The 22,700-nt window shown below is 50.1% G+C and carries 12 protein-coding genes and 2 pseudogenes; 8 read left to right on the top strand and 6 right to left on the bottom strand.

Annotation, left to right across the window (positions count from 1 at the left end; genetic code table 11):
* Positions 1–6: 6 nt before the first annotated feature.
* Genes ACMYR3_RS07700 through ACMYR3_RS07685 form a run of 4 tightly spaced genes read left to right on the top strand, consistent with a single transcriptional unit; the run spans position 7 to position 8,677 of the window.
* Complete coding sequence (locus ACMYR3_RS07700; protein ID WP_424196083.1) at positions 7–3,099, top strand: TrlF family AAA-like ATPase; 3,093 nt, start codon at positions 7–9, stop codon at positions 3,097–3,099.
* Positions 3,100–3,105: 6 nt separating this feature from the next.
* Positions 3,106–4,806, top strand: coding sequence for a site-specific DNA-methyltransferase (locus tag ACMYR3_RS07695; RefSeq protein WP_424196081.1), 1,701 nt, complete (start codon positions 3,106–3,108; stop codon positions 4,804–4,806).
* Positions 4,803–5,924, top strand: a complete 1,122-nt coding sequence (locus ACMYR3_RS07690) for a PDDEXK nuclease domain-containing protein (RefSeq protein WP_424196079.1) — start codon at positions 4,803–4,805, stop codon at positions 5,922–5,924. Before ACMYR3_RS07695 ends, ACMYR3_RS07690 begins: the two co-directional genes overlap by 4 nt.
* Complete coding sequence (locus ACMYR3_RS07685) at positions 5,921–8,677, top strand: DEAD/DEAH box helicase (protein WP_424196077.1); 2,757 nt, start codon at positions 5,921–5,923, stop codon at positions 8,675–8,677. Before ACMYR3_RS07690 ends, ACMYR3_RS07685 begins: the two co-directional genes overlap by 4 nt.
* 42 nt (positions 8,678–8,719) lie before the next feature.
* Here ACMYR3_RS07685 and ACMYR3_RS07680 read toward each other — a convergent pair whose 3' ends face one another.
* The 3 genes from ACMYR3_RS07680 to ACMYR3_RS07670 form a co-directional block, all read right to left on the bottom strand.
* The gene (locus ACMYR3_RS07680; protein ID WP_424196075.1) at positions 8,720–11,659 is read right to left on the bottom strand and encodes an EAL domain-containing protein; all 2,940 of its coding nucleotides are present in this window, start codon (positions 11,657–11,659) and stop codon (positions 8,720–8,722) included.
* A 501-nt stretch (positions 11,660–12,160) separates the two neighbouring features.
* Positions 12,161–13,633: a protein kinase domain-containing protein gene (locus tag ACMYR3_RS07675; protein WP_424196074.1), complete on the bottom strand. Its 1,473-nt coding sequence runs from the start codon at positions 13,631–13,633 to the stop codon at positions 12,161–12,163.
* A gap of 1 nt (position 13,634) precedes the next feature.
* A complete protein-coding gene (locus ACMYR3_RS07670; protein ID WP_424196072.1) occupies positions 13,635–14,378 on the bottom strand; it encodes a metallophosphoesterase family protein in 744 nt (247 codons plus the stop codon).
* A 385-nt stretch (positions 14,379–14,763) separates the two neighbouring features.
* On the opposite strand from ACMYR3_RS07670, the pseudogene alaS (ACMYR3_RS07665) reads away from it, so the two are divergent.
* The 4 genes and pseudogenes from alaS (ACMYR3_RS07665) to ACMYR3_RS07650 form a co-directional block, all read left to right on the top strand.
* Positions 14,764–15,963 (top strand): annotated as a pseudogene (gene alaS / locus ACMYR3_RS07665) (alanine--tRNA ligase); the annotation flags it as partial.
* A 228-nt stretch (positions 15,964–16,191) separates the two neighbouring features.
* Positions 16,192–17,655, top strand: a pseudogene (gene alaS / locus ACMYR3_RS07660) (alanine--tRNA ligase); the annotation flags it as partial.
* Positions 17,656–17,677: 22 nt separating this feature from the next.
* Positions 17,678–17,917: a hypothetical protein gene (locus ACMYR3_RS07655; RefSeq protein ID WP_424196071.1), complete on the top strand. Its 240-nt coding sequence runs from the start codon at positions 17,678–17,680 to the stop codon at positions 17,915–17,917.
* A 40-nt stretch (positions 17,918–17,957) separates the two neighbouring features.
* Positions 17,958–18,188, top strand: coding sequence for a sulfurtransferase TusA family protein (locus ACMYR3_RS07650; protein WP_424196417.1), 231 nt, complete (start codon positions 17,958–17,960; stop codon positions 18,186–18,188).
* Positions 18,189–18,219: 31 nt separating this feature from the next.
* Here the strand turns inward: ACMYR3_RS07650 and ACMYR3_RS07645 are convergent, their stop codons facing one another.
* The 3 genes from ACMYR3_RS07645 to ACMYR3_RS07635 are packed head-to-tail and all read right to left on the bottom strand — an operon-like array spanning position 18,220 to position 22,690.
* Positions 18,220–18,840: a hypothetical protein gene (locus tag ACMYR3_RS07645; protein ID WP_424196069.1), complete on the bottom strand. Its 621-nt coding sequence runs from the start codon at positions 18,838–18,840 to the stop codon at positions 18,220–18,222.
* 46 nt (positions 18,841–18,886) lie between these two features.
* A complete protein-coding gene (gene galU, locus ACMYR3_RS07640) occupies positions 18,887–19,801 on the bottom strand; it encodes a UTP--glucose-1-phosphate uridylyltransferase GalU (protein ID WP_424196067.1) in 915 nt (304 codons plus the stop codon).
* 48 nt (positions 19,802–19,849) lie between these two features.
* Positions 19,850–22,690 (bottom strand): valine--tRNA ligase, encoded by a 2,841-nt coding sequence (locus tag ACMYR3_RS07635; protein ID WP_424196065.1) that lies wholly within the window; start codon positions 22,688–22,690, stop codon positions 19,850–19,852.
* Positions 22,691–22,700 lie beyond the last annotated feature (10 nt).

Genomic DNA, 22,700 nt, shown 5'->3' with positions numbered 1-22,700 from the left:
ACAGAAATGCCGTTATCAATCAGTCAATATCCACGCGGTGCAGAGTGGAGGCAGTGGGATTTGCATATTCATACTCCGGCATCCTTTCATTGGCTCGGGCAATGCTTTGATTCCAACCCTGACTCGGCAACAAATATTGCATTAGTCGATGAAATGATTGAAGCATTAAACAGTGCGGTGCCTGATATTTTTTCACTGATGGATTATTGGACTTTTGATGGCTGGTTTGCGTTAAAGAGACGATTGGCGCAGCCGGGGGCTCCCAAGTTATTAAAGAAGGTATTTCCGGGCATAGAGCTGCGGCTAATGGCGCCGATGACTGGACGTTTGAATGCACACGTCTTATTTTCTGATGAGATCGAAGATCAGATGCTGCTAGATTTTAAGGCTGGCTTAAACATAGAGCTTGTTAACCGGCCGTTATCAAATGATGCGTTAATTTCTCTCGCTCGAATGGTTGGCGAAGACAAGTTGGAACACCATGGGATCAAAAAGGCGGATGTGGACAGCAACCCCGATGTGGCGTTAAGAGCGGGTTCGGTGATTGCGGAGCTAAGTTGTGAAAGTTACAGAACAGCGATTTCCAAAGTGCCACACAGCTATGCGATTGGATTTATGCCGTTCAATACTAGTGACGGCCTTGCCGAGGTGAAATGGCAAGAGCACTACGCCTTTTGTCTTGGTCTTTTCCGGTCATCGCCTATATTTGAAACCCGAGACCCCGATACAAGGGGTGCTTTTGTTGGTGAACAGACAGAAGGAAATAAAAAGTGGATAGCAAACTTTCAGAGGGCTCTTGGAGGTGTTCCAAGGTTAGCGGTATCTGGGAGTGATGCTCATTGTTTCAAAGGAGTTGCAGGCGACAACAATAAGCGTGGATATGGAGATTTTCCTTCTGGGAAAGCAACTTGGATCAAGGCAGATCCGAGTTTTCAAGGCTTGCTTCAAGCGATTATGGAGCCAGCGAAGAGATCGTTCATTGGCGAACGTCCCTCGAAACTAGCCGAAGTTGTCGCGAACAAAACCTACTTTATTGACAAGGTAGAGGTGGTGAAGTCGTCAGCCACATCAACTCCGGGAACTTGGCTTGATGGCTGCAAGCTGTCGCTCAATCCGGATTTGGTTGCAGTGATTGGAAACAAAGGCAGTGGCAAAAGCGCGCTTGCCGATGTCATCGCCCTTCTGGGGAACTCTCGGCAAAAGGAACATTTTTCTTTCTTGAAGCGTGATCGCTTTCGAGGCAAGTCTGGCGAGCCAGCGAAGCACTTCCAAGGTACGCTGACATGGTGTGACGGGTCTTTCGAGAAGCGCCAGTTGAGTGATGATCCTCCGGCAGACAAGGTGGAGCTCGTTCGGTACATACCGCAAGGGCACTTTGAGGAGCTCTGCAACGAGCACGTCTCTGGGCGCTCGAACGCCTTTGAACGAGAGCTTAGGGCCGTCATTTTTTCTCATGCAGGTGAGGCCATTCGACTCGGAGCACTCGATTTTGACCAACTGATTGAACAGCAGGAACGCACTTTTCGGGATCAGCTTGACGAGTTTCGCAAGGACTTAAAGAGGTTAAACGACGAGATTGCGAGTGCGGAAGCCCAGCTACAGCCGGACGTGAAGCGGTCATTGCAGGAGTTGTTGGGGGTCAAGCAGCGACAGATCGACGAACACATGAAGCTGAAACCTCTTGAGGTAGTAAAGCCCTCCGAGGAGCTTAGTGCCGAACAGAAGGAAGCCGCCGCCGCGCTCGAAGCAATCTCGACCAAGCTGAAAGCAATCGACGAACGGACTGCCACAAATTCTGCTGCCGACTTGGCGGTGGCAAAGAAGTTAAAAGCAGTTCAGACGTTGCGGGAACGCATTCGCCTGCTCGAACGCTCCTATAAACAATTCCTGGACGATGCCGCACCAGAACTTGCAACGTTGGGCCTCAACGTAAATGACGTTGTGAAGTTTACAGTGACGAACGCTCCGATAGATGCTTTGGCCGATGCCATTCCCGTAGAGCAGGCGTCGCTCAAGGTCGCGCTAGACAAGGATGTTGCAGAGCGCACATCGCTTAACTCTGAACAGCAGGTACTAAACGCAAAGTTGAATGCCCCGCAGTTGCTTTACCAACAGAACTTGAAGGCCCTTGAGGATTGGAAGATTAAGTCGGTCGAACTTACGGGCACGCCTGACGCCCCTGAGACATTCAAGGGTATCGAAGCTCGAATTCAACAACTTGAAGTGCTGCCCAACACGGTTACAGAGTTAAGAGCGCAACGACTGAAGCTTTCTGGAGATATTTTCGACATTCTCGATGCTCAGCGAAAGGGGCGGGAACAGTTGTTCAAGCCGGTGCAAGATTTGATTCAAGGCAATAGCCTGATTCGTGAGGAGTACAAGCTTCAGTTTCAAGCAACACTTGCAGGTTCTGCGGACTCCATCGCAACGGCACTATTCACTCTGATTAAGCAGAACTCGGGCGAATTTCGTGGCGAGGATGAGAGTTTTGCGGCAATCAAAAAGCTTGCCGAGGAATTCGATTTCAATACGAAAGTCGGCTCACTCGGGTTTATCTCAGGGCTCCACGACAAGATCATCGGTGCGGCGGGAGGTGGCAGCACTTCCGCTGTCGGCATCGCTAATTTGCTACGCAAAGACAAGACAGCCAGCGATGTCTACAACTTGCTCTTTGGACTGTCGTTTTTGGAGCCCAGATATTCGCTCTTGTTCCAAGATACCCACATCGAACAGCTTTCTCCCGGACAACGAGGTGCTTTGCTGCTGATCTTTTACCTGTTGGTTGATAAAGGACGGACACCGATTATCTTGGATCAACCGGAGGAAAATCTGGACAACGAAACGGTTGTAAGCCTTCTTGTTCCTGTGCTGACTGAGGCCAAGCGTCGGCGGCAAATCATCATGGTCACCCACAATCCAAATCTGGCCGTGGTCTGCGACGCAGAGCAAGTCATTTACTCCAGCTTTGACCGTAAGAGCGGATCAAAGATCGCTTACCTATCTGGCTCCATCGAAAGCCCGGCAATCAATGGGCACGTCGTCAATGTGCTGGAAGGCACCAAGCCTGCCTTCGACAATCGACGAGTGAAGTATCACTGAGTGACTATGAAAAAGACAAAGCTAGAACTGACCTGGATCGGCAAGGATGCACGCCCAAAGTTGGAGCCGCGCATTTTGCTCGAAGACCCGAGCAAGAGTTACCACGCCAAGCAGCGAGTATGCGATGGCGACATCTTCGACAATCGACTGATCTTCGGGGACAACTTGTTGGCATTGAAGGCCCTTGAGCAAGAGTTTGCGGGCAAGGTCAAGTGTGTGTTTATTGATCCGCCATACAACACCGGCAGCGCCTTTACATATTACGACGACGGGTTGGAGCATTCGATATGGTTAGGCCTAATGCGTGATCGGTTGGAGGTTATTCGGCGCCTCCTGTCTGAGGATGGTTCGCTCTGGATCACCATTGACGACAACGAGGCACATTATCTGAAGGTTCTTTGTGATGAAATTTTTGGCCGGGCAAATTTCATTGCAAATGTGGTGTGGCAGAAGGCCTATACGTCGAATCAAACGGCCAAGCATTTGTCGAATACGCATGACCATGTCTTTGCATATGCCAAAGATGTGAATGTATTCCAGATCGGCAAGCTCCCACGAACTGAAGAGCAGAAGCAGACATTTAGCAATCCAGACAATGACTCTAGAGGACCATGGAAGGCTGAAAATCTGTCGGCAGGAAAGTTTTATGCAGCAGGCCAGTTTCCAATTATTGGGCCAAAAGGACAGGAATTTCTTCCGCCCAAAGGCAGGTATTGGCGCTGCAATGAGCGGCAGTACGAGTCTTGGCTTATAGAAAAGAGAATTACTTTTGGAAAGAGTGGCGATGGCCGTCCGATGCTGAAGAAATTTCTCGCCGAAATGAAGGATGAACTAACGGCTAATACATGGTGGTCCCATGAAGAGGTTGGCAGCAATAAGGAAGCAAGTATTGATCTGAAGACGATGTTTGGTGACCGAGATGATATTTTCCAAAATCCGAAACCTGAGAAGTTGCTTCAACGAATTCTGACGTTGACCACTGCGCCGGGAGACCTAGTCGTTGATTCATTTGCAGGCTCAGGCACTACTGGTGCGGTAGCACAAAAGATGGGTCGCAAATGGATCATGGTCGAGCTTGGTGAGCATTGCCACACCCATATCATTCCACGGTTACAAAAAGTCATCAACGGGGAAGATAAGGGCGGCATTACCGAGGCGACAAACTGGCAAGGTGGCGGCGGATTCCGCTACTACCGTCTTGCCCCCAGCTTGTTGCAGCAAGACCGCTGGGGCAACTGGGTCATCAACAAGGAATTCAACGCCGAAATGCTGGCGGCGGCCATCTGCAAGCTGGAAGGCTTTACCTATGCGCCGAACGCCGACCATTATTGGCAGCACGGGTACAGCACCGAATCGGATTTCATCTACGTCACCACACAGACGCTCAACGCCGACCAGTTGCAGGCCTTGAGCGATGAGGTGGGCGAGAGTCGCAGTCTGCTGGTGTGCTGTGCTGCTTATCGGGCAGGGGGTAACAATTCGGCAGACCGGTTCCGCAATCTGACGTTGAAGAAAATCCCCAAGATGGTTTTGACCAAATGCGAATGGGGGCATGACGACTACAGTTTGAACGTGGCGAATTTGCCGATGGCTGCGCCGCGCCCTGTTGAGGCAAGCCCTTCGACAGGCTCAGGGCGAACGGGGAAAGCTGCGCGTACGGGTGATATGGCACAAGGTGGTTTGTTTGGTGGGGAGACGCAGGTATGACCAAGCTACAGCAACAAGATGTTTTATTGGCACGCATTCGTGAGATTTGGGACTCACAGCGGGCGCAGGCAGCGCGCTCTGTTAACACGGCGCATGTGTGTGCTAACTGGCTGATTGGGCAACAGATTGTGGAGGCCGAACAGGGCGGTGCCAAGCGTGCGGGCTATGGTAAAGCCTTGTTGCAAGGTGTCTCTGCGCATCTCAAACAAGAATATGGTGACGGTTTTTCGGTCAGCGCCTTGCAGTACATGCGCAGCTTTTTCTTAGCGTATCCAGAGCTTTTGCCAAAACAACACGCACTGCGTGTTAAATCTGATTTCCAGCCTGAAGGCTGGCAACCGGGGGCGCTGCACCCAGGATTGTCGTGGACGCATTACCGCAGGCTGTTGAAGGAGCAGCGCAGGCCGGTGCGCGATTTTTACGAAATTGAATCTGTTGGCAATGGCTGGGCGGCGCGCGAGCTTGAACGGCAGATGAATTCGTTTTTGTTTGAGCGACTGGCCAAAAGCAAAGACAAGGCGGGCTTGCTGGCGTTGACGCGCCAAGGGCAGGTGGTGGCACGCCCGCAAGATGTCATTAAAGAGCCCTTTGTGCTGGAGTTTTTGGATTTACCGGAGTCACATCGGCTGGTGGAGTCCCGCATTGAAGAGGCGTTAATCAATCAGTTACAGGCATTTTTGTTGGAGCTGGGGAGCGGCTTTGCATTTGTGGGGCGGCAAAAGCGGTTGACGCTGGACGGGGATCATTTTTATCCCGATCTGGTTTTCTATCACGTGAAGTTGAAGTGCTATGTGGTGATTGATCTCAAGGTAGGCAAGCTCACGCATGGGGACTTGGGGCAGATGTTGCTCTATGTGAATTTTTACGATCAAGAGGTGGCTGCAAAAGACGACAACCCGACGATTGGTTTGGTGCTCTGCAGCGAGAAAAATGACGCGGTGGTGCGGTATGTTTTGGCTGACAAGCATGAACAAGTTTTTGCCAGCCGCTACCAGTTTGAGTTACCCAGTGTGGAGGATTTGCGCACAGAAATTTTGCGCGAATTGGAAACGCTAGACAGTCCTGCTGCATTGGAAAGCGATGCCAAAATCGATTCCGATAACGGGGAGTCGGCATGAGTACAGAAAAAATCGTGCGCACGGTGGCTGGGCGCCTGAGCCTGCGCGAGCCGCAAACCGTCAGCCTGGAGCGATTGCACAACGCGCTGGAATCCGTGCCAGCCTTGCGTGACTCAAAAGCCCGTTCGGCCGATGAACTGAAGGCCATGCAGGAAGCGTTGATGGCTGAGTTTCCGAAGTTGACGGACTTCGAGCGAGACTTTCCATCCTTGTGCTTTGCGCTGGCAACGGGTGTCGGTAAGACGCGCCTGATGGGGGCGTTCATCAGCTACCTGCACGCAGCCTACGGCTACAAGCACTTCTTTGTACTGGCGCCAAACCTCACGATCTACGACAAGCTGATCCGGGATTTCAGCGACACCACCGGGCCAAAGTACGTTTTCAAGGGCATCGCAGACTTTGCCGTTGACGCACCGGAGGTGATTACCGGCGAGACCTACGAACAAAAAGGCGACCTGGTTTCACAGGCGATTGATGCGCCCGTTCAGATCAACATCTTCAACATCTCGAAGATCAATTCGGAAGTTCGCGGCGGCAAAGCACCGAAGATCAAGCGGCTTTCTGAGTACCTCGGCCAAAGTTATTTCGAGTACCTGGCTGGTTTACCTGATCTGGTGCTCATCATGGACGAGTCGCACCGCTACCGGGCCAGTGCCGGTATCCGGGCGCTGAACGAGCTGAAGCCGTTGCTGGGCCTTGAACTGACGGCAACGCCATTCACCGAAGGGGCGAAAGGCCCGGTGCCTTTCAAGAACGTGGTGATGGACTACCCGCTGGCACTGGCCATTGAAGACGGCTTTGTCAAAGAGCCCGCCGTAGTGACGCAGCAGAATTTCAACCCTGCCGACCACAGCGCGGAGCAACTAGAGCGCATCAAGCTCATGGACGGCATCCGCGTTCATGAAGAAACCAAGGTGCACTTGCTGACCTATGCCGAGCAGACAGGTCAGAAACCGGTGAAGCCCTTCATGCTGGTGATCGCCCGTGATACCACGCATGCTGCTGCGCTGCTGGGCACGATAGAGGGCCTGTTTGACGGGCAGTACAAAGGCAAGGTGATTCAGGTTGATAGCAGCAAATCGGGCGCGGAAGAGGAAGAAATGATCCGTCGCCTGCTGCTGGTGGAGAGCTACACCGAGCCTACTGAGATTGTGATTCACGTCAATATGCTGAAAGAAGGCTGGGACGTGACGAACCTCTACACCATTGTTCCGTTGCGGGCGGCCAATGCGCGCACCTTGATCGAGCAATCCATCGGACGTGGCTTGCGATTGCCGTATGGCCGCAGAACCGGGGTGGAAGTTGTTGATCGTCTGAATATCATCGCGCATGACAAGTTTCAGGAGGTCATTGAAGAAGCTGGCAAGGGCGATTCGCCTATTCGCCTGAAAGAGCTGAAGCTGGAGCCGACTGACGGCAATGGTAATCGCCTGACCAGCCTTTCGGTGCCATCCAACACAGCCGTCATGCTGGGCATTGCGGATGTAAAAGGCTCTGGTGCGGGTGGTGCAGGGATTGTGTCTGCTGGTTATAGCCAAGGTGCGCAAACACCATCCGTCGTTTTCACAGGTGAGCAACGCAGGATTGCCATGGTGGCACTGGATGCCGTTGCCGAGCTGGGGAAAGACCGCGTTCTGGTGCCAACCAGTATCGCCCTGAGCACCGCCAGCGTACAGGAAAAGCTGACCCAACTGGTTATGCAGCGACTGGTTCCGCAGCAAGGTGAGTTGCTGGACACAGAAACTTCAAACGCCGAGGCTGTTGCTGCCGTGGTCAAGAAGTCGGTGGAGGTCTTCATTCAGCAAACTATCGACATCCCGCGCATTACGGTTGTGCCGGTCGGTCCGGTAACGGGCGGCTACCGCAGTTTTGTGCTGGATGTGTCGCGGATGAATTACCAGGCGACCGACCAGCAATTGCTTTCTCAAGGGCTGCAATCGGGTCGTCAACTGACCTATGGCGAGGCGGCATTGATTGAAGAGGCGCGGCTTGAGGACTACATCGTCCGCGAACTCATCAACTACGATGACGTTTCCTATGATGACCATGCCGATCTGATATACGAGCTGGCAGGGCAGGCGGTTGTGCATTTCCGCAGCAAGCAGCCAGACGAAGCCGCCGTTCACAACATCTTGGGTAACCATGGTCGTGCCATCGCTGAAAACATTCATCTTCAGATGGCGAAGCACTATCAAGAGGATTCTGCCGGGTCTGAGGTAATTGTCAGCCAAGGGTTCATGCCGCTGAAGCCATGCGCCTTCACTGCCAAAGACGAGGTGAAGCCTTTGCACTGGACGCCAGACGACAAACGTACCATCGGCCAGTATGTCTATGGCGGCTTCCAGCGTTGCGCGTATGCCTTCCAGAAATTCCACTCAGACACAGAGCGCATCTTGGCAACGGTGCTGGAACGTGAGGCGCGCCGCTGGTTCCGTCCGGTGTCTGGCCAGTTCAATATCTACTATCGCGCTGGTGTGAATCAGCCCGAGTACATCCCTGATTTTGTGGTTGCCTTGGACGACATCACGCTGATGATTGAGACCAAGAAAGCCCGTGAGGTAACGGAAGCGCAAGAGTCAGAAACCGAGGTCAAGGCCAAAGCCGATCAGGCTGTCATCTGGTGCAAAAACGCGTCGGATTACGCTGCCAAGGTTGGCGGCAAGCCTTGGGCTTATTTGCTGATTCCACATAACATGGTATTCAGCAATATGACGATTGATGCATTGCGAAAACAATGCATTTATCAAGGCTAAGCTTGATCCATGTTGGCATCATTGGCCGTGATGTATAGAAAATCAATGAAGAGTAGTCAGCAACTCATCCAATGGCGCTGGTCGATGACGCAAAAAACCCTGTACATAGTCAATGCCAAAGCCAATCAACAGGTTTTGCACTTCATCATTTTGTACATATTCGGCAATCGTCTGGATATGACAGATTTTGGCGATTTCGCTGATGCAGCGCACGGTGGCTTGGTCGAGCGGACTGGCCGCCAGATTTTCAATAAACAGGCCATCAATCTTGAGAAAATCAACCTGCAAATTTTTCAAGTAACCAAACGAGGAAATGCCGGTGCCAAAATCATCCAGGGAAAACCGCACACCAAGCTTGCGCAGATTGTCGATAAACGTGCCGGTGCGCGCCAGGTTGGTGATAGCTGCAGTTTCGGTAATTTCAAAACATAGTGTCGTGAGATCGCATTGGCTATGGCTAACCAGCTCCAGCAAGTCTTTTTGAAAATGCAGATCATCGAGTGACTGCCCGGATATATTCACCGACAAAGTGGTGAGATGACTTAACTCGGCACGATGTTGTTGCATCCATTGCAGTACATGACGAATCACCCAACGATCAATCCGGCTGATCATATGAAAACGTTCTGCCGCCGGTAAGAAACTGGCTGGCTGCAGGGTTTCATGATCATTCAGGCCTTTGAGACGCAGTAATACCTCGCCATGGATACCGCTTTGTTGCCTTACTGGCATGATCTGCTGCCAGTAAAGCGTAAAGCGTTCTTCATTGAGCGCGTATTCAAGTTCATTGATCAGATTGACATCACCGCGCCGATGATCAGCCTGCTGTTCACTTTCCTGATAAACGTGAACCCGATGACGGCCTGCTTCTTTGGCCGCATAACATGAGGCATCGGCCGCTTGCACCAGAGCCTGCAAATCGCTCCAATGCTTATCAATCACTACCAGGCCAATGCTGGTACCAACCCGAAATTGCTGATTATTGTGAACAAAGCGAAAATCACCGACCCGTTCGCAGATTTGCTGTGCGACCCGCATACCCTGATTAAAGTCGCAATGCTCCAGCAACACGGCAAACTCGTCACCGCCCAAACGAGCCAACGTGTCTACATCACGCATGCACGATGCCATCAAGCCGACCACTTGTTTGAGTAGTTGGTCACCGACTGCATGACCACAGGTATCGTTGACCAACTTGAAGTGATCCAGGTCAATATAAAGCAGGGTATGGCGGGCATCTTGATCGCTGACTTGTGATAGAAGACTTTGCAGGCGGACTTCAAACTCTCGACGATTGATGAGGCCGGTCAGTGCATCATGGGTCGCTTGATAATTCATCTCCTTATTTTGTTGATAATCCGCAGTGACATCGCGAAATACCATGACGGCACCGATTAGCTCATGCTGATTGTCAATGATGGGCGCTGCCGAGTCTTCGACATAGATTTCGTGACCCAGCTGGTTAATCAGGATGGTTTGCCGATCCATCAGTTTGACTTCACGACCAGCCAGACAAGCTAGGATAGGATTGACGACCGGTGCTCGGCTCTCGTCATTAATCAGATACATGACTTCTGCCACTGGATGTCCTAAGACCTCATGAAGCCGCTGACCAAGCAGGTTTTCAGCGACCGGATTGATGTAGTCAATCACGCCATGCTGGTCGGTGGTGACGACGCCCTCACCAATCGCATTCATGGTGATGCGCAGTCTTTCATGCTGATGATTCAGCGCCCGTTCGATGTGTTTGTTATGGCTGATGTCACGGGCGATTTTGGAAATGCCAATGACCTTGCCCTGATCATCATAAATGGGGGAGACGGAAATGGATAAATCAATTAACTGACCATCCTTGCGCAGGCGCTGTGTTTCCATATTTCTTATCGGCTCACCCCGCAAGACGCGTTGCATTAACATGGCTTCTTCATGAATGCGCTCGGGTGGAAAAAGCCGGAGCACCGGTTTACCGATGACTTCTTTGGCGGTATAGCCAAAAATGCGTTCAGCAGCGCGATTCCAGGTCAGGATCAAACCTTCGGGTGTTTTGCTGATGATGGCGTCATTGGAGCTATCAACGATAGCGGCAAGAAATGTTTTATGGTGATTCAAACTACGATAATCAGCGGCTTGATGCCCAAACATCACGGTACCAAGCACTGTATTGTCTTCATCGATATCGGCGCTAAGCTGCAGGTCCAGCATCGTAGAGAAATCATCCGGATTTACCGAACGACGGTCTTCCAGACTGGTGCTATGCCCTGAGAGTGCCAGCTCCAGTACTTTGAGGTAATCATGAAAATGGTCTTTGCCGACCACTTCAAGCAGAGACAAGCGTCGTTCGAAGGGGTAGGGCAGATCAAACCATTGCGCAAACGGCCGGTTGTAATAAACGCAGACCATCTTGGTATCCCAATAGGCCAGCGGATCAGTGAAATTTTCATAGAAGCGTTTGAGGCGACTGTCCGGGATGTCGGTAGCAAGCCGTTCGGTGTTGCTTTCATCGCGGATGTGCTCAATATCCTGACGTTCGGCCAGATAATGTTGCAGTTCATTAGCGGCAATGCCAAAGATGCTTTGCTGTTTGAGATTGAGTTTATTTGGTCGATAATCAAGCAGACACAAAATGCCAATCGTCTGATCATTCACACAAATGGGTAGGCCAGCAAAATAACGGGGTGGGGTGAGCGCTTGCGGCAAGTCTTGAGCACGCGCATGATCAGAGATATCAACAACTTCTATAAAGCCTTCGTGCAATCGTACTTCTTCAATAAATGGTCGAGAGACAGGTAATTGCGTATGCGGCCAATCATAATTGGCCTGGATTTCTGGCACGTCATCGGTAAAAGTAATCAGCAAGGCGATTGGGGTAGCGCAAATTTGAGCAAGCTTTCTCAGTAGTTGCGCATAAAAGGGATCTGTTGTGGCAGCATGATTGCAATGCACTATTGAAGGTTGTAGCGAGGTCCATGGATCGTCTGGCATTACGGGTCTCCTTGGTTTTCAAGCCATTATTTTGATGAGTCAATCATAAAATTCAATGTTGAAAATCTCAAGAGTTAAATGGATGGTGTGTATTGTTTGATACGATATCAAGTTGTCAATTCAGTTCCATTTATTCAATCAATGAACGATTGTTCTTGGTAGGGCCGTATCAGTCAAAGCCAGCGTGGACGGCCAGCTGATGGTTGCAACGCAACATCAGCGTGTAAGGTGTTATTTCATGGTTATGTGACTGCCGTGATGACAGATTGGTTTGCTGCGCTTCTGTCTGGCAGCTATTTGGCAGCACACAAAAGACGATCCGTTTTTATTGGCTTGATGTCAAATCATAAAATGCTTGCAATCAGCATTCATGGTGTCGTTTGGTCTTGCCAAATATTGATCAAACCTGATTGACTGTGTAACTTGAATCGCCAATGGCCACTGTGAAGTGCCATAAGTCTGCGTAACCTCACATCAGGTTAAGCAAGATTGTTAAGTAACTTAAAAAGGGACGTAATCATCATCTTCAAGATTGTCAACTGCCGCAGCATTGTCAGCCATGCCTGAGCTGTTGACCTTGACGACAGTGACTGTGCAATTGGCTTTGGTGACAACTTCAGCCGACACACTGCCCAAATAGCGCTTTAAAGCCGATGGTCCACGGCTTCCCAGGACAATATGATCAGCCTGATTGGTATGGGCATAATCCAGGATGGCCGTGGCCGCATCGGGATCATTGAGTACATGATAGGTAATCAGGTCAGGCGGCAGTTCGAGTGGCCTGGCCCAATGCTTTAATTCAATCAGTTTTTTGACATGCAGATGACGGCCATCTTCATCACGATGATCATCCATACCAATCCGACTGGTTTTCAAGACAGTGACACAGGCCAATCGCGCGCCCGGTGTGGCACGCAAAATGCGCTGCACGACATGGCGCACCATGTCAGCCAGCTCTTCCCATTCCTGTGACAAGTCAACCGCGGCCATCACAATTGCCGCATTGGCCAGCTGGGTCGATACGGTTTGCGTGGGGGCTTCGTGATTCATCATCCGGAACCAGCGCCGAAACTTACCAATGACGCCAGTATTGATTTGCCGATCGGCACGATCGGTGATGACGACGGCATCGGGATGTTGCAGATCAAGTGCGACTTGCGCAGCACTGGCATAGCGCTCGTCCGGATTGACTTCCAGACAGTGCAAGATAACTTCCTGCAACCAGGGTGGGCAGCTTGGGTTGATGCTGGCTGGTGGTTTGGGTTTGGCATAGAGACGTCGCTGCAAACCACGCACTGTGGTAGGAAAACCAAATGGACGTATCCCGGTAATCAGGTGATAGAGCAAAACACCCAGGGCAAAGAGGTCGCTACGGGAATCGGTGCGGATCTGACGCACTTGTTCAGGTGATATGTAGGGACCAGTGCCCATGGGTAGCCGAAATTGTTCGGCCAGCAGATCAGGCAAGCGATCATGATGTGCCAAACCAAAGTCAATCAGCACGACTTCGCCCAGTTGGCCATCGGGCTTGTGGCGAAACATGACATTGCTGTGTTTGAGATCGAGATGGATCACATGCTGACGATGCAGATCATGCAAGGCGGTGGCTATTTTGGCCCCGATGCTGGCGACTTCATCTGAAGTCAGTGGTGCTTCGTCAAAGCGGGCGCGCAGTGAATCACCCGCAATCATTTCCATGACAATATAGGGCTGGTCTTCAAAACCGCCTTGGGCTATAAATTTGGGTACATGAATGCCCGTCAGAAGCGGCATGATCATCTGCTCGACTTCAAAACTGACAATGGCAGTCGGATCACTGTCATCAAGCAACATGGGGGTTTTCATGATGGCCGGTTCGGCCAGATCGGGACTAGTGACTTTCCAGAGTGACGCCATGCCACCCTGATGCAAACGTTCTTCCAGCTTGAAGCCATCAATGATCATGCCACTATGAAGCCGTTCTTTGCCCAGCATGTCAGATTCCTCCCTCTAATCGTGAAGCCAGACGTTGCGGCAGACCGACATCGCGAATCTTGCGGGCGGCCTGATCGTAATCGTACGGTACACGGTAAAAAGTCAGAATGGAAGTCCGTTGGTCAAAGATGGCGTAACAGGCCGCCGGATTGCCATCCCGCGGTTGCCCACAGGAACCCGCAATGGCTAGCCAGCGTCGTGAGCTGGATAAGGGAATGGGACTGCCCGCAACGGGCTGAAAAGCGGCAACCCGTTGGGCACGACCCAGGTGATAGAGCATCTGATCATGCACATGCCCGCAAAAAGTAATGCGGGCGCTGGTCGCATGCATGCTGCGGTCTGCATCCATATCCCCGGCAATATAGGCAAACTGCCCTGGCGCCCACGCATTGGCATGGACATAAAGCACGCCAGCATCTTCATGGGAGAGGGGCAGGCTGCGCAAAAAATCAATCTGGCCTGGATTGAGCTGGGAACGGGTCCATTCGACGGCCTGATGGGCATCCTCGTTCATCTGCTCACCCCGACTTTCAAAGATGGCGGTGTCATGATTGCCTAACACCGCAATGGCACCTTGCGCTCTGAGCTTGATGATCTGATCCACCACCCAGGATGGGTCAGCACCATAACCAACAAAATCACCCAGCAGGGCGTAACGATCGACTTCGCGCCGACTCGCATGCTCCAGACAAGCTGTGAGCGCCTCGCGATTGGCGTGAATGTCGGTGAGAAGGGCTATTCGCACGACATGTCTCCTAATTTTTATATGATTGTGGATTGATTGTGCGACGGCATTCTTGCGCGATGCTTGCGCCAGCCTAAAGACTGGTGCTGATCGTAGAGATTTTTCTGAATGGATTTGTCTCGCAAACCCTGAACCAGGCGATATTTAAAGGAGTATCATTAATAATTGGCTGATCAAGTGCGTAATATATAGATATTAAAATATACATTATAGGAGTATATATTTAAATCGGTTTCGCGCCATTGCGCTATTTTTGCCACGAGCCTGTCGCCCAGCCGTATAATCCAAGGCTGCCGCGGCTAAGGCTGAATGAGCAAGCCGCTGGACAAGCATTTTCAACCTGGTTAAAGACAACGCTCACCGCGCTCAACATTAGACGAAAAACATGAAAGTATCCGAAATCCGCGCCAAGTTTTTGCAGTACTTTGAGTCCAAGGGACACCAGATTGTGGCTTCCAGCCCGGTGGTGCCAGGCGATGACCCGACCCTGCTGTTTACCAATGCGGGGATGAACCAGTTCAAGGATGTTTTTCTGGGCTTTGACAAGCGCCCCTACAGCCGCGCCACTACTGCACAAAAATGCATTCGCGCTGGCGGCAAGCATAACGATCTGGACAACGTTGGCTACACCGCGCGTCACCATACCTTTTTTGAAATGCTCGGCAACTTCAGTTTTGGCGATTATTTCAAGCAGGATGCCATCAGCTTTGCCTGGGAATTATTGACCAAGGTTTTTGGCTTGCCAGAAGCCAAGTTGTGGGTCACTGTCTATGCTGAAGACGATGAGGCCTACGATATCTGGCACAAAACCATTGGTGTGCCTGCCGACCGAATCATCCGCATTGGCGACAACAAAGGTGCCCGTTACGCCTCCGACAATTTCTGGATGATGGGTGACACGGGTCCTTGCGGTCCCTGCACCGAGATTTTTTATGATCATGGTGCAGACATTCCTGGCGGCCCACCCGGTAGCCCCGATGAAGACGGTGATCGCTATATTGAAATCTGGAACAATGTGTTCATGCAGTTCAACCGTGATGAAGCTGGGGTGATGCATAAACTACCCAAGCCCAGTGTGGATACCGGCATGGGGCTGGAGCGGATTGCTGCGGTATTGCAGCACGTCCATTCCAATTATGAGATTGATCTGTTCGTCAATTTGCTTGCTGCGGCCAAGCAGGCTGTCGATGCCGCGGGTGGGCAGAATTGTGACTTGAATAGTCCGTCTCTCAAAGTGATTGCTGACCACATCCGGGCCTGCACCTTTACCGTGGCCGATGGCATTATTCCAGGCAATGAAGGTCGTGGTTATGTATTGCGTCGGATTGCACGTCGTGCCATTCGCCATGGTTATAAGCTTGGTGCCCGGACACCATTTTTTCACAAACTGGTTGCCGCGCTGGTCAAGGAAATGGGTGTTGCCTATCCTGAAATTGCGCGCGATGAACAACGCATTACCGAAGTTCTCAAGCAGGAAGAAGAGCGTTTCTTTCAGACTATTGCCAATGGCATGGAAATCTTGGAGAGCGAATTAAGTTCAGTTATGCGTGGACTAAGAAGTTTTGCCAAAGCGAAAAATTGGAAAATTTCTAGTTATCACAGTCAAACAGGAAGTGGTAACCATTGGGTAAAAGCAAAGGTTATTAAATCCGATCAGATTAGTATAAATGTGGCTTTTTTTGATTATCAGAATAATCAGGAATTACTTGATCAGGAAGTTAGTGCTGCTGCAGCTCAAGAAAATTTCTTCCTGCAAGGGTCTCTGACTAGCAGTCTTGGTGAAATCAACACTTCTATATTTAGTTATGATATTCAGTTTGATGGAGATATAGCCTTCAAGCTGCATGACACCTATGGCTTTCCGCTTGATTTAACGGCCGATGTTTGCCGTGAACGGAATGTCACCGTTGATGCTGCGGGTTTTGAAACGGCCATGAACCGTCAACGTGAACAGGCACGCGCAGCAGGCAAGTTCAAGATGGCGCAAGGGTTGGACTATCAAGGTACTGCGACGACCTTTCATGGCTATGAGTCTTTGACTCAAGAAGAGGCCACCATTACTGGCCTGTACATAGATGGTGCAGCCGTGCCCATTGCCAAGGCAGGTGATGATGTGGTAGTCGTGCTTGACCACACGCCGTTTTATGCAGAATCGGGTGGCCAGGTCGGTGATGCAGGGGAGTTACGCAACGGCACCAGTCGTGTGCTGATTGAGGATACCCTGAAAATCCAGGCAACCGTTTTTGGTCATCATGGTCGGGTTGTCGAAGGTGACATCAAGGTGGGTGACCAATTGGCGGCCAGGGTTGATGCTGAGCGGCGTGCCGAGATTGTTCGCAACCATAGTGCGACTCACTTGATGCACAAAGCCCTGCGTGAAGTGCTGGGTAGTCATGTTCAGCAAAAAGGCTCGCTGGTCAATGCCGAACGGACTCGTTTTGACTTTGCCCATAATGCTGCCTTGACTGAAGCCGAAATTCTTCAGGTTGAACAAAAGGTCAATGCGGAAGTGCTTGCCAATGTGGCCACCAATGCGCGTGTGATGCCGATTGATGATGCGCAGAAACTGGGTGCCATGATGCTGTTTGGTGAAAAATACGGCGATGAAGTTCGGGTTTTGGATATTGGTTCCAGCCGTGAATTGTGCGGTGGTGTCCATGTGAATCGCACGGGTGATATTGGCTTATTCAAGATTGTGGCCGAAGGTGGTGTGGCCGCCGGTGTGCGTCGTGTGGAAGCCATTACCGGTAACAATGCGCTGGCGTATGTTCAAAAATTGAATATCAACCTCAATCAAGCTGCAGCAGTACTTAAGGCACAACCAGAAGAACTGGCGCAACGCATTACACAACTCCAGGAAACCACCCGTGGTCTTGAGAAAGAATTGGATCGATTGAAATCGAAACTGGCTGCATCACAAGGTGACGAACTCATCGCACAAGCTCAGGATATCAAGGGTATCCAGGTGTTGGCTGCCAAGCTCGATGGTGCTGACAGCAAGGTGTTGCGTGAAACCCTGGATAAGCTCAAGTACAAACTTAAAACAGCCGCCATTGTGCTGGCAGCAGTTGAAGGTGACAAAGTCAGTCTGATTGCCGGTGTTACAGCCGATGCAACCAGCCGTATCAAAGCAGGTGATTTGGTTAATTTTGTGGCCCAGCAGGTTGGTGGTAAAGGGGGGGGCCGTCCCGATATGGCACAAGCTGGTGGCACCAATCCTGCTGCTTTGCCTGCCGCGTTGCAATCTGTTGCAGCCTGGCTGGAAGAGAAAGTTTAAACTGCTTGCAGTTGATTTTCCCATGTCCATCTTGTTAACCCACAAGGCACTTATGATTTTGCGACTTTCCCTGCTATGTCTGATGAGCTTGTGTTTAAATGCCTGTACCGCGATTGCCGTTGTCGATGCAGCCGCCAGTGCGGCTGTGGGTGTGGTGGATCTGGCAGCTGATGCTGCGATTGGCACCGCCAAGGTGGTCGGCAAGGGTGTTGGCAAAGCGGCAGATGCCATCATGGATGATGGTAAGGCTGCGGCCGATTGAGCGGCTTGATTGCGCTTATTTTTGCAGGATAAATAAGATGATGAATGATTTTGATGTGGAAGTCGATGCCAGTGGACTAAAGTGTCCATTACCCATTCTACGTGCCAAAAAAGCGTTATCCGCAATGAACAGCGGACAAATTCTCAAAGTGATGGCAACTGATCCGAGTGCGGTAAAGGATTTTCGCGCCTTTTGCAAACAGACAGGTAATGAGCTGATTGACACTGAAGAATCAGAAACCTTATCAACGATTTTTCTGCGCCGACGCTGATAAAGTTGTCACTAGCTTTGTATCGACTGCGTTACTCAGTTTGATAAACAGAGACTCGATTACCACCTTGCTCAATCGATTTTTGCAAAGCAAGTTCAGTTTGCTGCATCAGTTGCCCTGCCGTGACGGGTATCACACCATAATGATTGACGCCAAAATGCATTGTCAGTTTGGTGTCGTCAACATTCAGGCTCGACAAGAATTCTTTCTCGAGTTCCTGCATCATTTCACCAGCGACAAAAATACTCTGTTCCAGATCAGTCTCTGGCAGGATGCAAAGCAATTGTGTGTCCGCCCATATTCCAAGATAGTCGTGAATGCGTAAGCGTCGCCCAATAATCAAAGCACAGCGTTGTCGATATTCCTGTAATTGATGACTGGTTAACAGCGATACATCGGCCAAATGACATGAAAACAAAAACAATCCCATCTGCCTTTGATAACGTTTGACTCGCGCAACTTCTTTTTCCAATAAGAAACGTATTGCTTCTGACTCAAGTAACGTGATGTCAAACAAATCGGATTGAGGCTGCGTGATTGAAACCGTTGGGATATCCAGCGACGCTTTGCTGGTAAGCAGGTCTGAAAATAAAACAGGGGAGGGTTGCTGGACAACGTCTCCCCGTTTTTTACGGAAGAATCGAATCGGCATTGGCAATTAACTCATTGCCGCTCCCGATTGATTAAATGAAGATTGATTAAGCGACTTTGGTAAGTTTGGGAGCGGTCGTAGACTGATTATTTCGCTCTTCCAGATATTTTGCAAACTCTGCCTGAACTTCTGGGTGTTTAAGTGCAAACTCAACGGTTGCTTTCAGATAACCCAGTTTGCTACCGCAGTCATAGCGGACGCCATCGTATTGATAAGCCAGTACTTGTTCTTTTTGCAGCAGCTGTGCAATCGCGTCTGTGAGCTGAATTTCACCGCCAACACCGCGAGTCTGAGTGCGCAGGAAATCGAAAATTCTTGGGGTCAGAATATAACGACCAACAACACCAAGGTTAGATGGTGCATCTTCTGGCTTTGGTTTTTCAACAATACCAGACATCTTGATCAGATTGGCGTCCCATTCACGACCAGCAACGACACCGTACGACTGTGATTGGGCAGGTTCAATCTTTTCAACACCAATGACCGAAGTCAGATAGTGATCATAAACATCGACCATCTGCTTCAGAACCGGTGTTTTACCATCCAGCAAGTCATCGGCCAGGATAACTGCGAATGGGCTATTATTGACCAGACGTTCGGCACACATGACGGCATGTCCCAAACCAAGCGCTTCTTCTTGACGCACATAAAAGCACTGAACATTGGCTGGCTTGATACCGCGTACAATTTCAAGCAGCTTTTGCTTATTGCGTGCTTCAAGCTCGGCTTCGATTTCGTAGGATTTGTCAAAGTGATCAGCAATGGCACGTTTGGTCCGGCCAGTCACAAAAATCATGTCCGTAATACCTGCGGCAATCGCTTCGTCAACGGCATACTGAATCAGTGGCTTGTCCACCACCGGTAGCATTTCTTTGGGGCATGCCTTGGTTGCGGGTAAAAAACGCGTACCTAAACCTGCGACAGGAAAAACGGCTTTAGTAATCTTAGGGCTTTTTTGCATGGCTAGTACCAATGAAGTAATGTGTTGAAGCTAATGTAACGGATGCAATCAGTTTATACGGTGAAGTTGTTCACGAAGCTTGGATAAGTTGTAAAAAAAAGTATCTATACGTAGTTTTTCTTGCTCGACCACGGCAGCAGGTGCTTTTGCCACAAAGCTTTCATTATTGAGTTTTGCTTGTGCCTTGCCGATTTCCGTTTCTAACTTGTTGATTTCTCTGGTAAGTCGTTCTTTTTCAGCAACGATATCAATTTCTATCGAGAGCGCCAATTTATTATTGCCAGCAATAGAAACCGGCGCGCCTTTGGTAGCGGTATCAAACTCATCCTCAGATTCATAAACTTTAAGTTCTGATAACTTGGACAACGCTTCAATATATGATCTGGATGACTCAAAGAAAGCAGTTTCACCTAAAACAAGTAAAGGCACTTTTTGTGCCGGTGAAATATTCATTTCGCCACGCAGGTTACGGCATGCATCAATGACTTGTTTCAGTTTCACGACCCACTCGTCTGCATCATGATCGATACGTTCAAGCTGGGCTGTAGGATATGTCTGAATCATGACAGAGGAGTGACTATTAGCTGCAATTTTGCCAGCCAAGGGCGCCACAGTTTGCCAAACCTCTTCCGTGATGTAAGGCATGATCGGATGAGCCAAGCGTAAAATTGTTTCCAAGACACGCAGCAATGTTCGACGAGTAGCACGCTGTTGAGCGGCATTACCTCTTTGAATCTGTACCTTGGCCAATTCAAGATACCAGTCGCAATACTCGTTCCAGACAAACTCATAAATGGTACGAGCGACGTTGTCCAGCCGGTATTCAGCAAATCCCTTTTCAATTTCGGTTTCGGCCCGTTGTAGCGCTGATACGATCCAGCGATCTGCCTTTGAAAAATCAAGGTACTCACCGGTACCGCATTGTTCTGATGTATGCGGTTCAAGACCACAATCAAAACCCTCGCAATTCATTAATACAAAACGCGTTGCATTCCAGAGCTTATTGCAGAAGTTGCGATAGCCCTCGCAACGTTTCATGTCAAACTTGATGTCGCGGCCCGGTGAGGCCAAAGAGGCAAACGTAAAGCGCAATGCATCGGCACCAAACGCCGGAATACCTTCAGGAAATTCCTTGCGAGTTTTCTTCTCGATACTTGCTGCCTGTTTTGGATTCATCAAACCCGTTGTGCGCTTACCAATCAAGGCATCAAGACTGATGCCATCAATCAGGTCGATTGGATCCAGTACATTGCCCTTAGACTTCGACATCTTCTGCCCTTCGGCATCGCGTATCAAGCCATGGACATAAACCGTCTTGAACGGAATTTTTCCAGTGATCTGTTTGGTCAGCATGACCATTCGAGCTACCCAGAAGAAAATGATATCAAAACCAGTGACCAATACCGAGGAGGGCAGATACAAGTCTAAGGCAGGATTGGAGATGGCTGGATATTCTGGGGTCCAGTCAAGTGTGGAAAATGGCCATAATGCAGATGAGAACCAGGTATCGAGTACATCATCATCGCGCCTTAAGCTGCCCTGATACCCATTTTTGAGGGCAATTTTTTGTGCTTCTTCTTCGCTATGGGCAACAAAAATCTCACCATTTTCACCATACCAGGCAGGAATCTGATGTCCCCACCACAATTGCCGTGAAATACACCAGTCTTGAATATTGTTGAGCCATTGGTTGTAGGTGTTGACCCAGTTTTCTGGCACAAACTTAATTTCGCCAGATGCAACGCATTCCAATGCTTTTGCCGTGATACTGCTTCCCGATGCATCCGCTTTGCTCATGGCAACAAACCATTGGTCAGTCAGCATTGGTTCAATCACGGTATTGGTGCGATCACCACGTGGCACCATCAATTTATGAGGCTTGACTGATTCGAGCAGGCCCTGAGCTGCTAAATCAGCCACAATTTGTTTGCGGGCAGCAAAACGGTCCAAACCTTGGTATGGTTGAGCACCATTTTCGTTGATTTTGGCATCCAGGGTCAAAATACTGATTTGCGGCAAACCATGTCGCTGTCCAACCGCATAATCATTAAAATCATGTGCAGGCGTTACTTTGACGACGCCAGTACCAAATTCCTTGTCGACATAATTGTCTGCAATGATGGGTATTGGTCGATCACTCAGGGGCAGATTGACTGTCTTGCCGATTAAATGGCTATAGCGTTCATCCTCCGGGTGAACCATGACGGCAACGTCGCCGAGCATGGTTTCAGGACGCGTGGTGGCAACAGTTAAATGACCAGTGCCATCGCTAAGCGGGTAGCGAATCTGCCACATCGAACCATCTTCCTCTTCACTCACGACTTCCAGATCAGAGACGGCCGTGCCAAGTACGGGATCCCAGTTAACCAGGCGTTTACCGCGATAAATCAAGCCATCGTTATAGAGTTGTACAAAGGTTTCGGTGACAGCGTTGGACAAACCTTCATCCATCGTAAAACGCTCTCTGGACCAGTCAGGTGAAGTCCCTAAACGACGCATTTGTCGGGTAATGGTGCCACCGGAGTACTCTTTCCATTCCCAGACTTTTTCGAGAAATTTTTCACGCCCCAAATCGTGCCGCGAAATACCCTTTGCATCAAGCTGACGCTCCACGACAATTTGCGTTGCAATGCCCGCATGGTCAGTACCAGGTTGCCAAAGCGTATTGTGGCCCCGCATACGATAATAACGAGTGAGGGCATCCATCACAGTCTGATTAAAGCCGTGTCCCATATGCAAGGTACCAGTCACATTGGGTGGCGGCAACAAAATACAGAAATTATTGGGATTTTGCGTGTCAAGACCGGCTTTGAAATAGCCGCGCTGCTCCCATTCATCGCGCCAACGGGCTTCAATTGCGTGGGGTTCAAAGCTTTTGTCGAGTGCCATAAGTCTGTCA

Origin of the sequence: Ampullimonas aquatilis (assembly GCF_049675895.1) — a bacterium.
Lineage (GTDB): Bacteria > Pseudomonadota > Gammaproteobacteria > Burkholderiales > Burkholderiaceae_D > Ampullimonas > Ampullimonas aquatilis.
The sequence above is the reverse complement of the archived record's forward strand: the minus strand, read 5'-3'. Positions and strand labels throughout refer to the sequence as shown.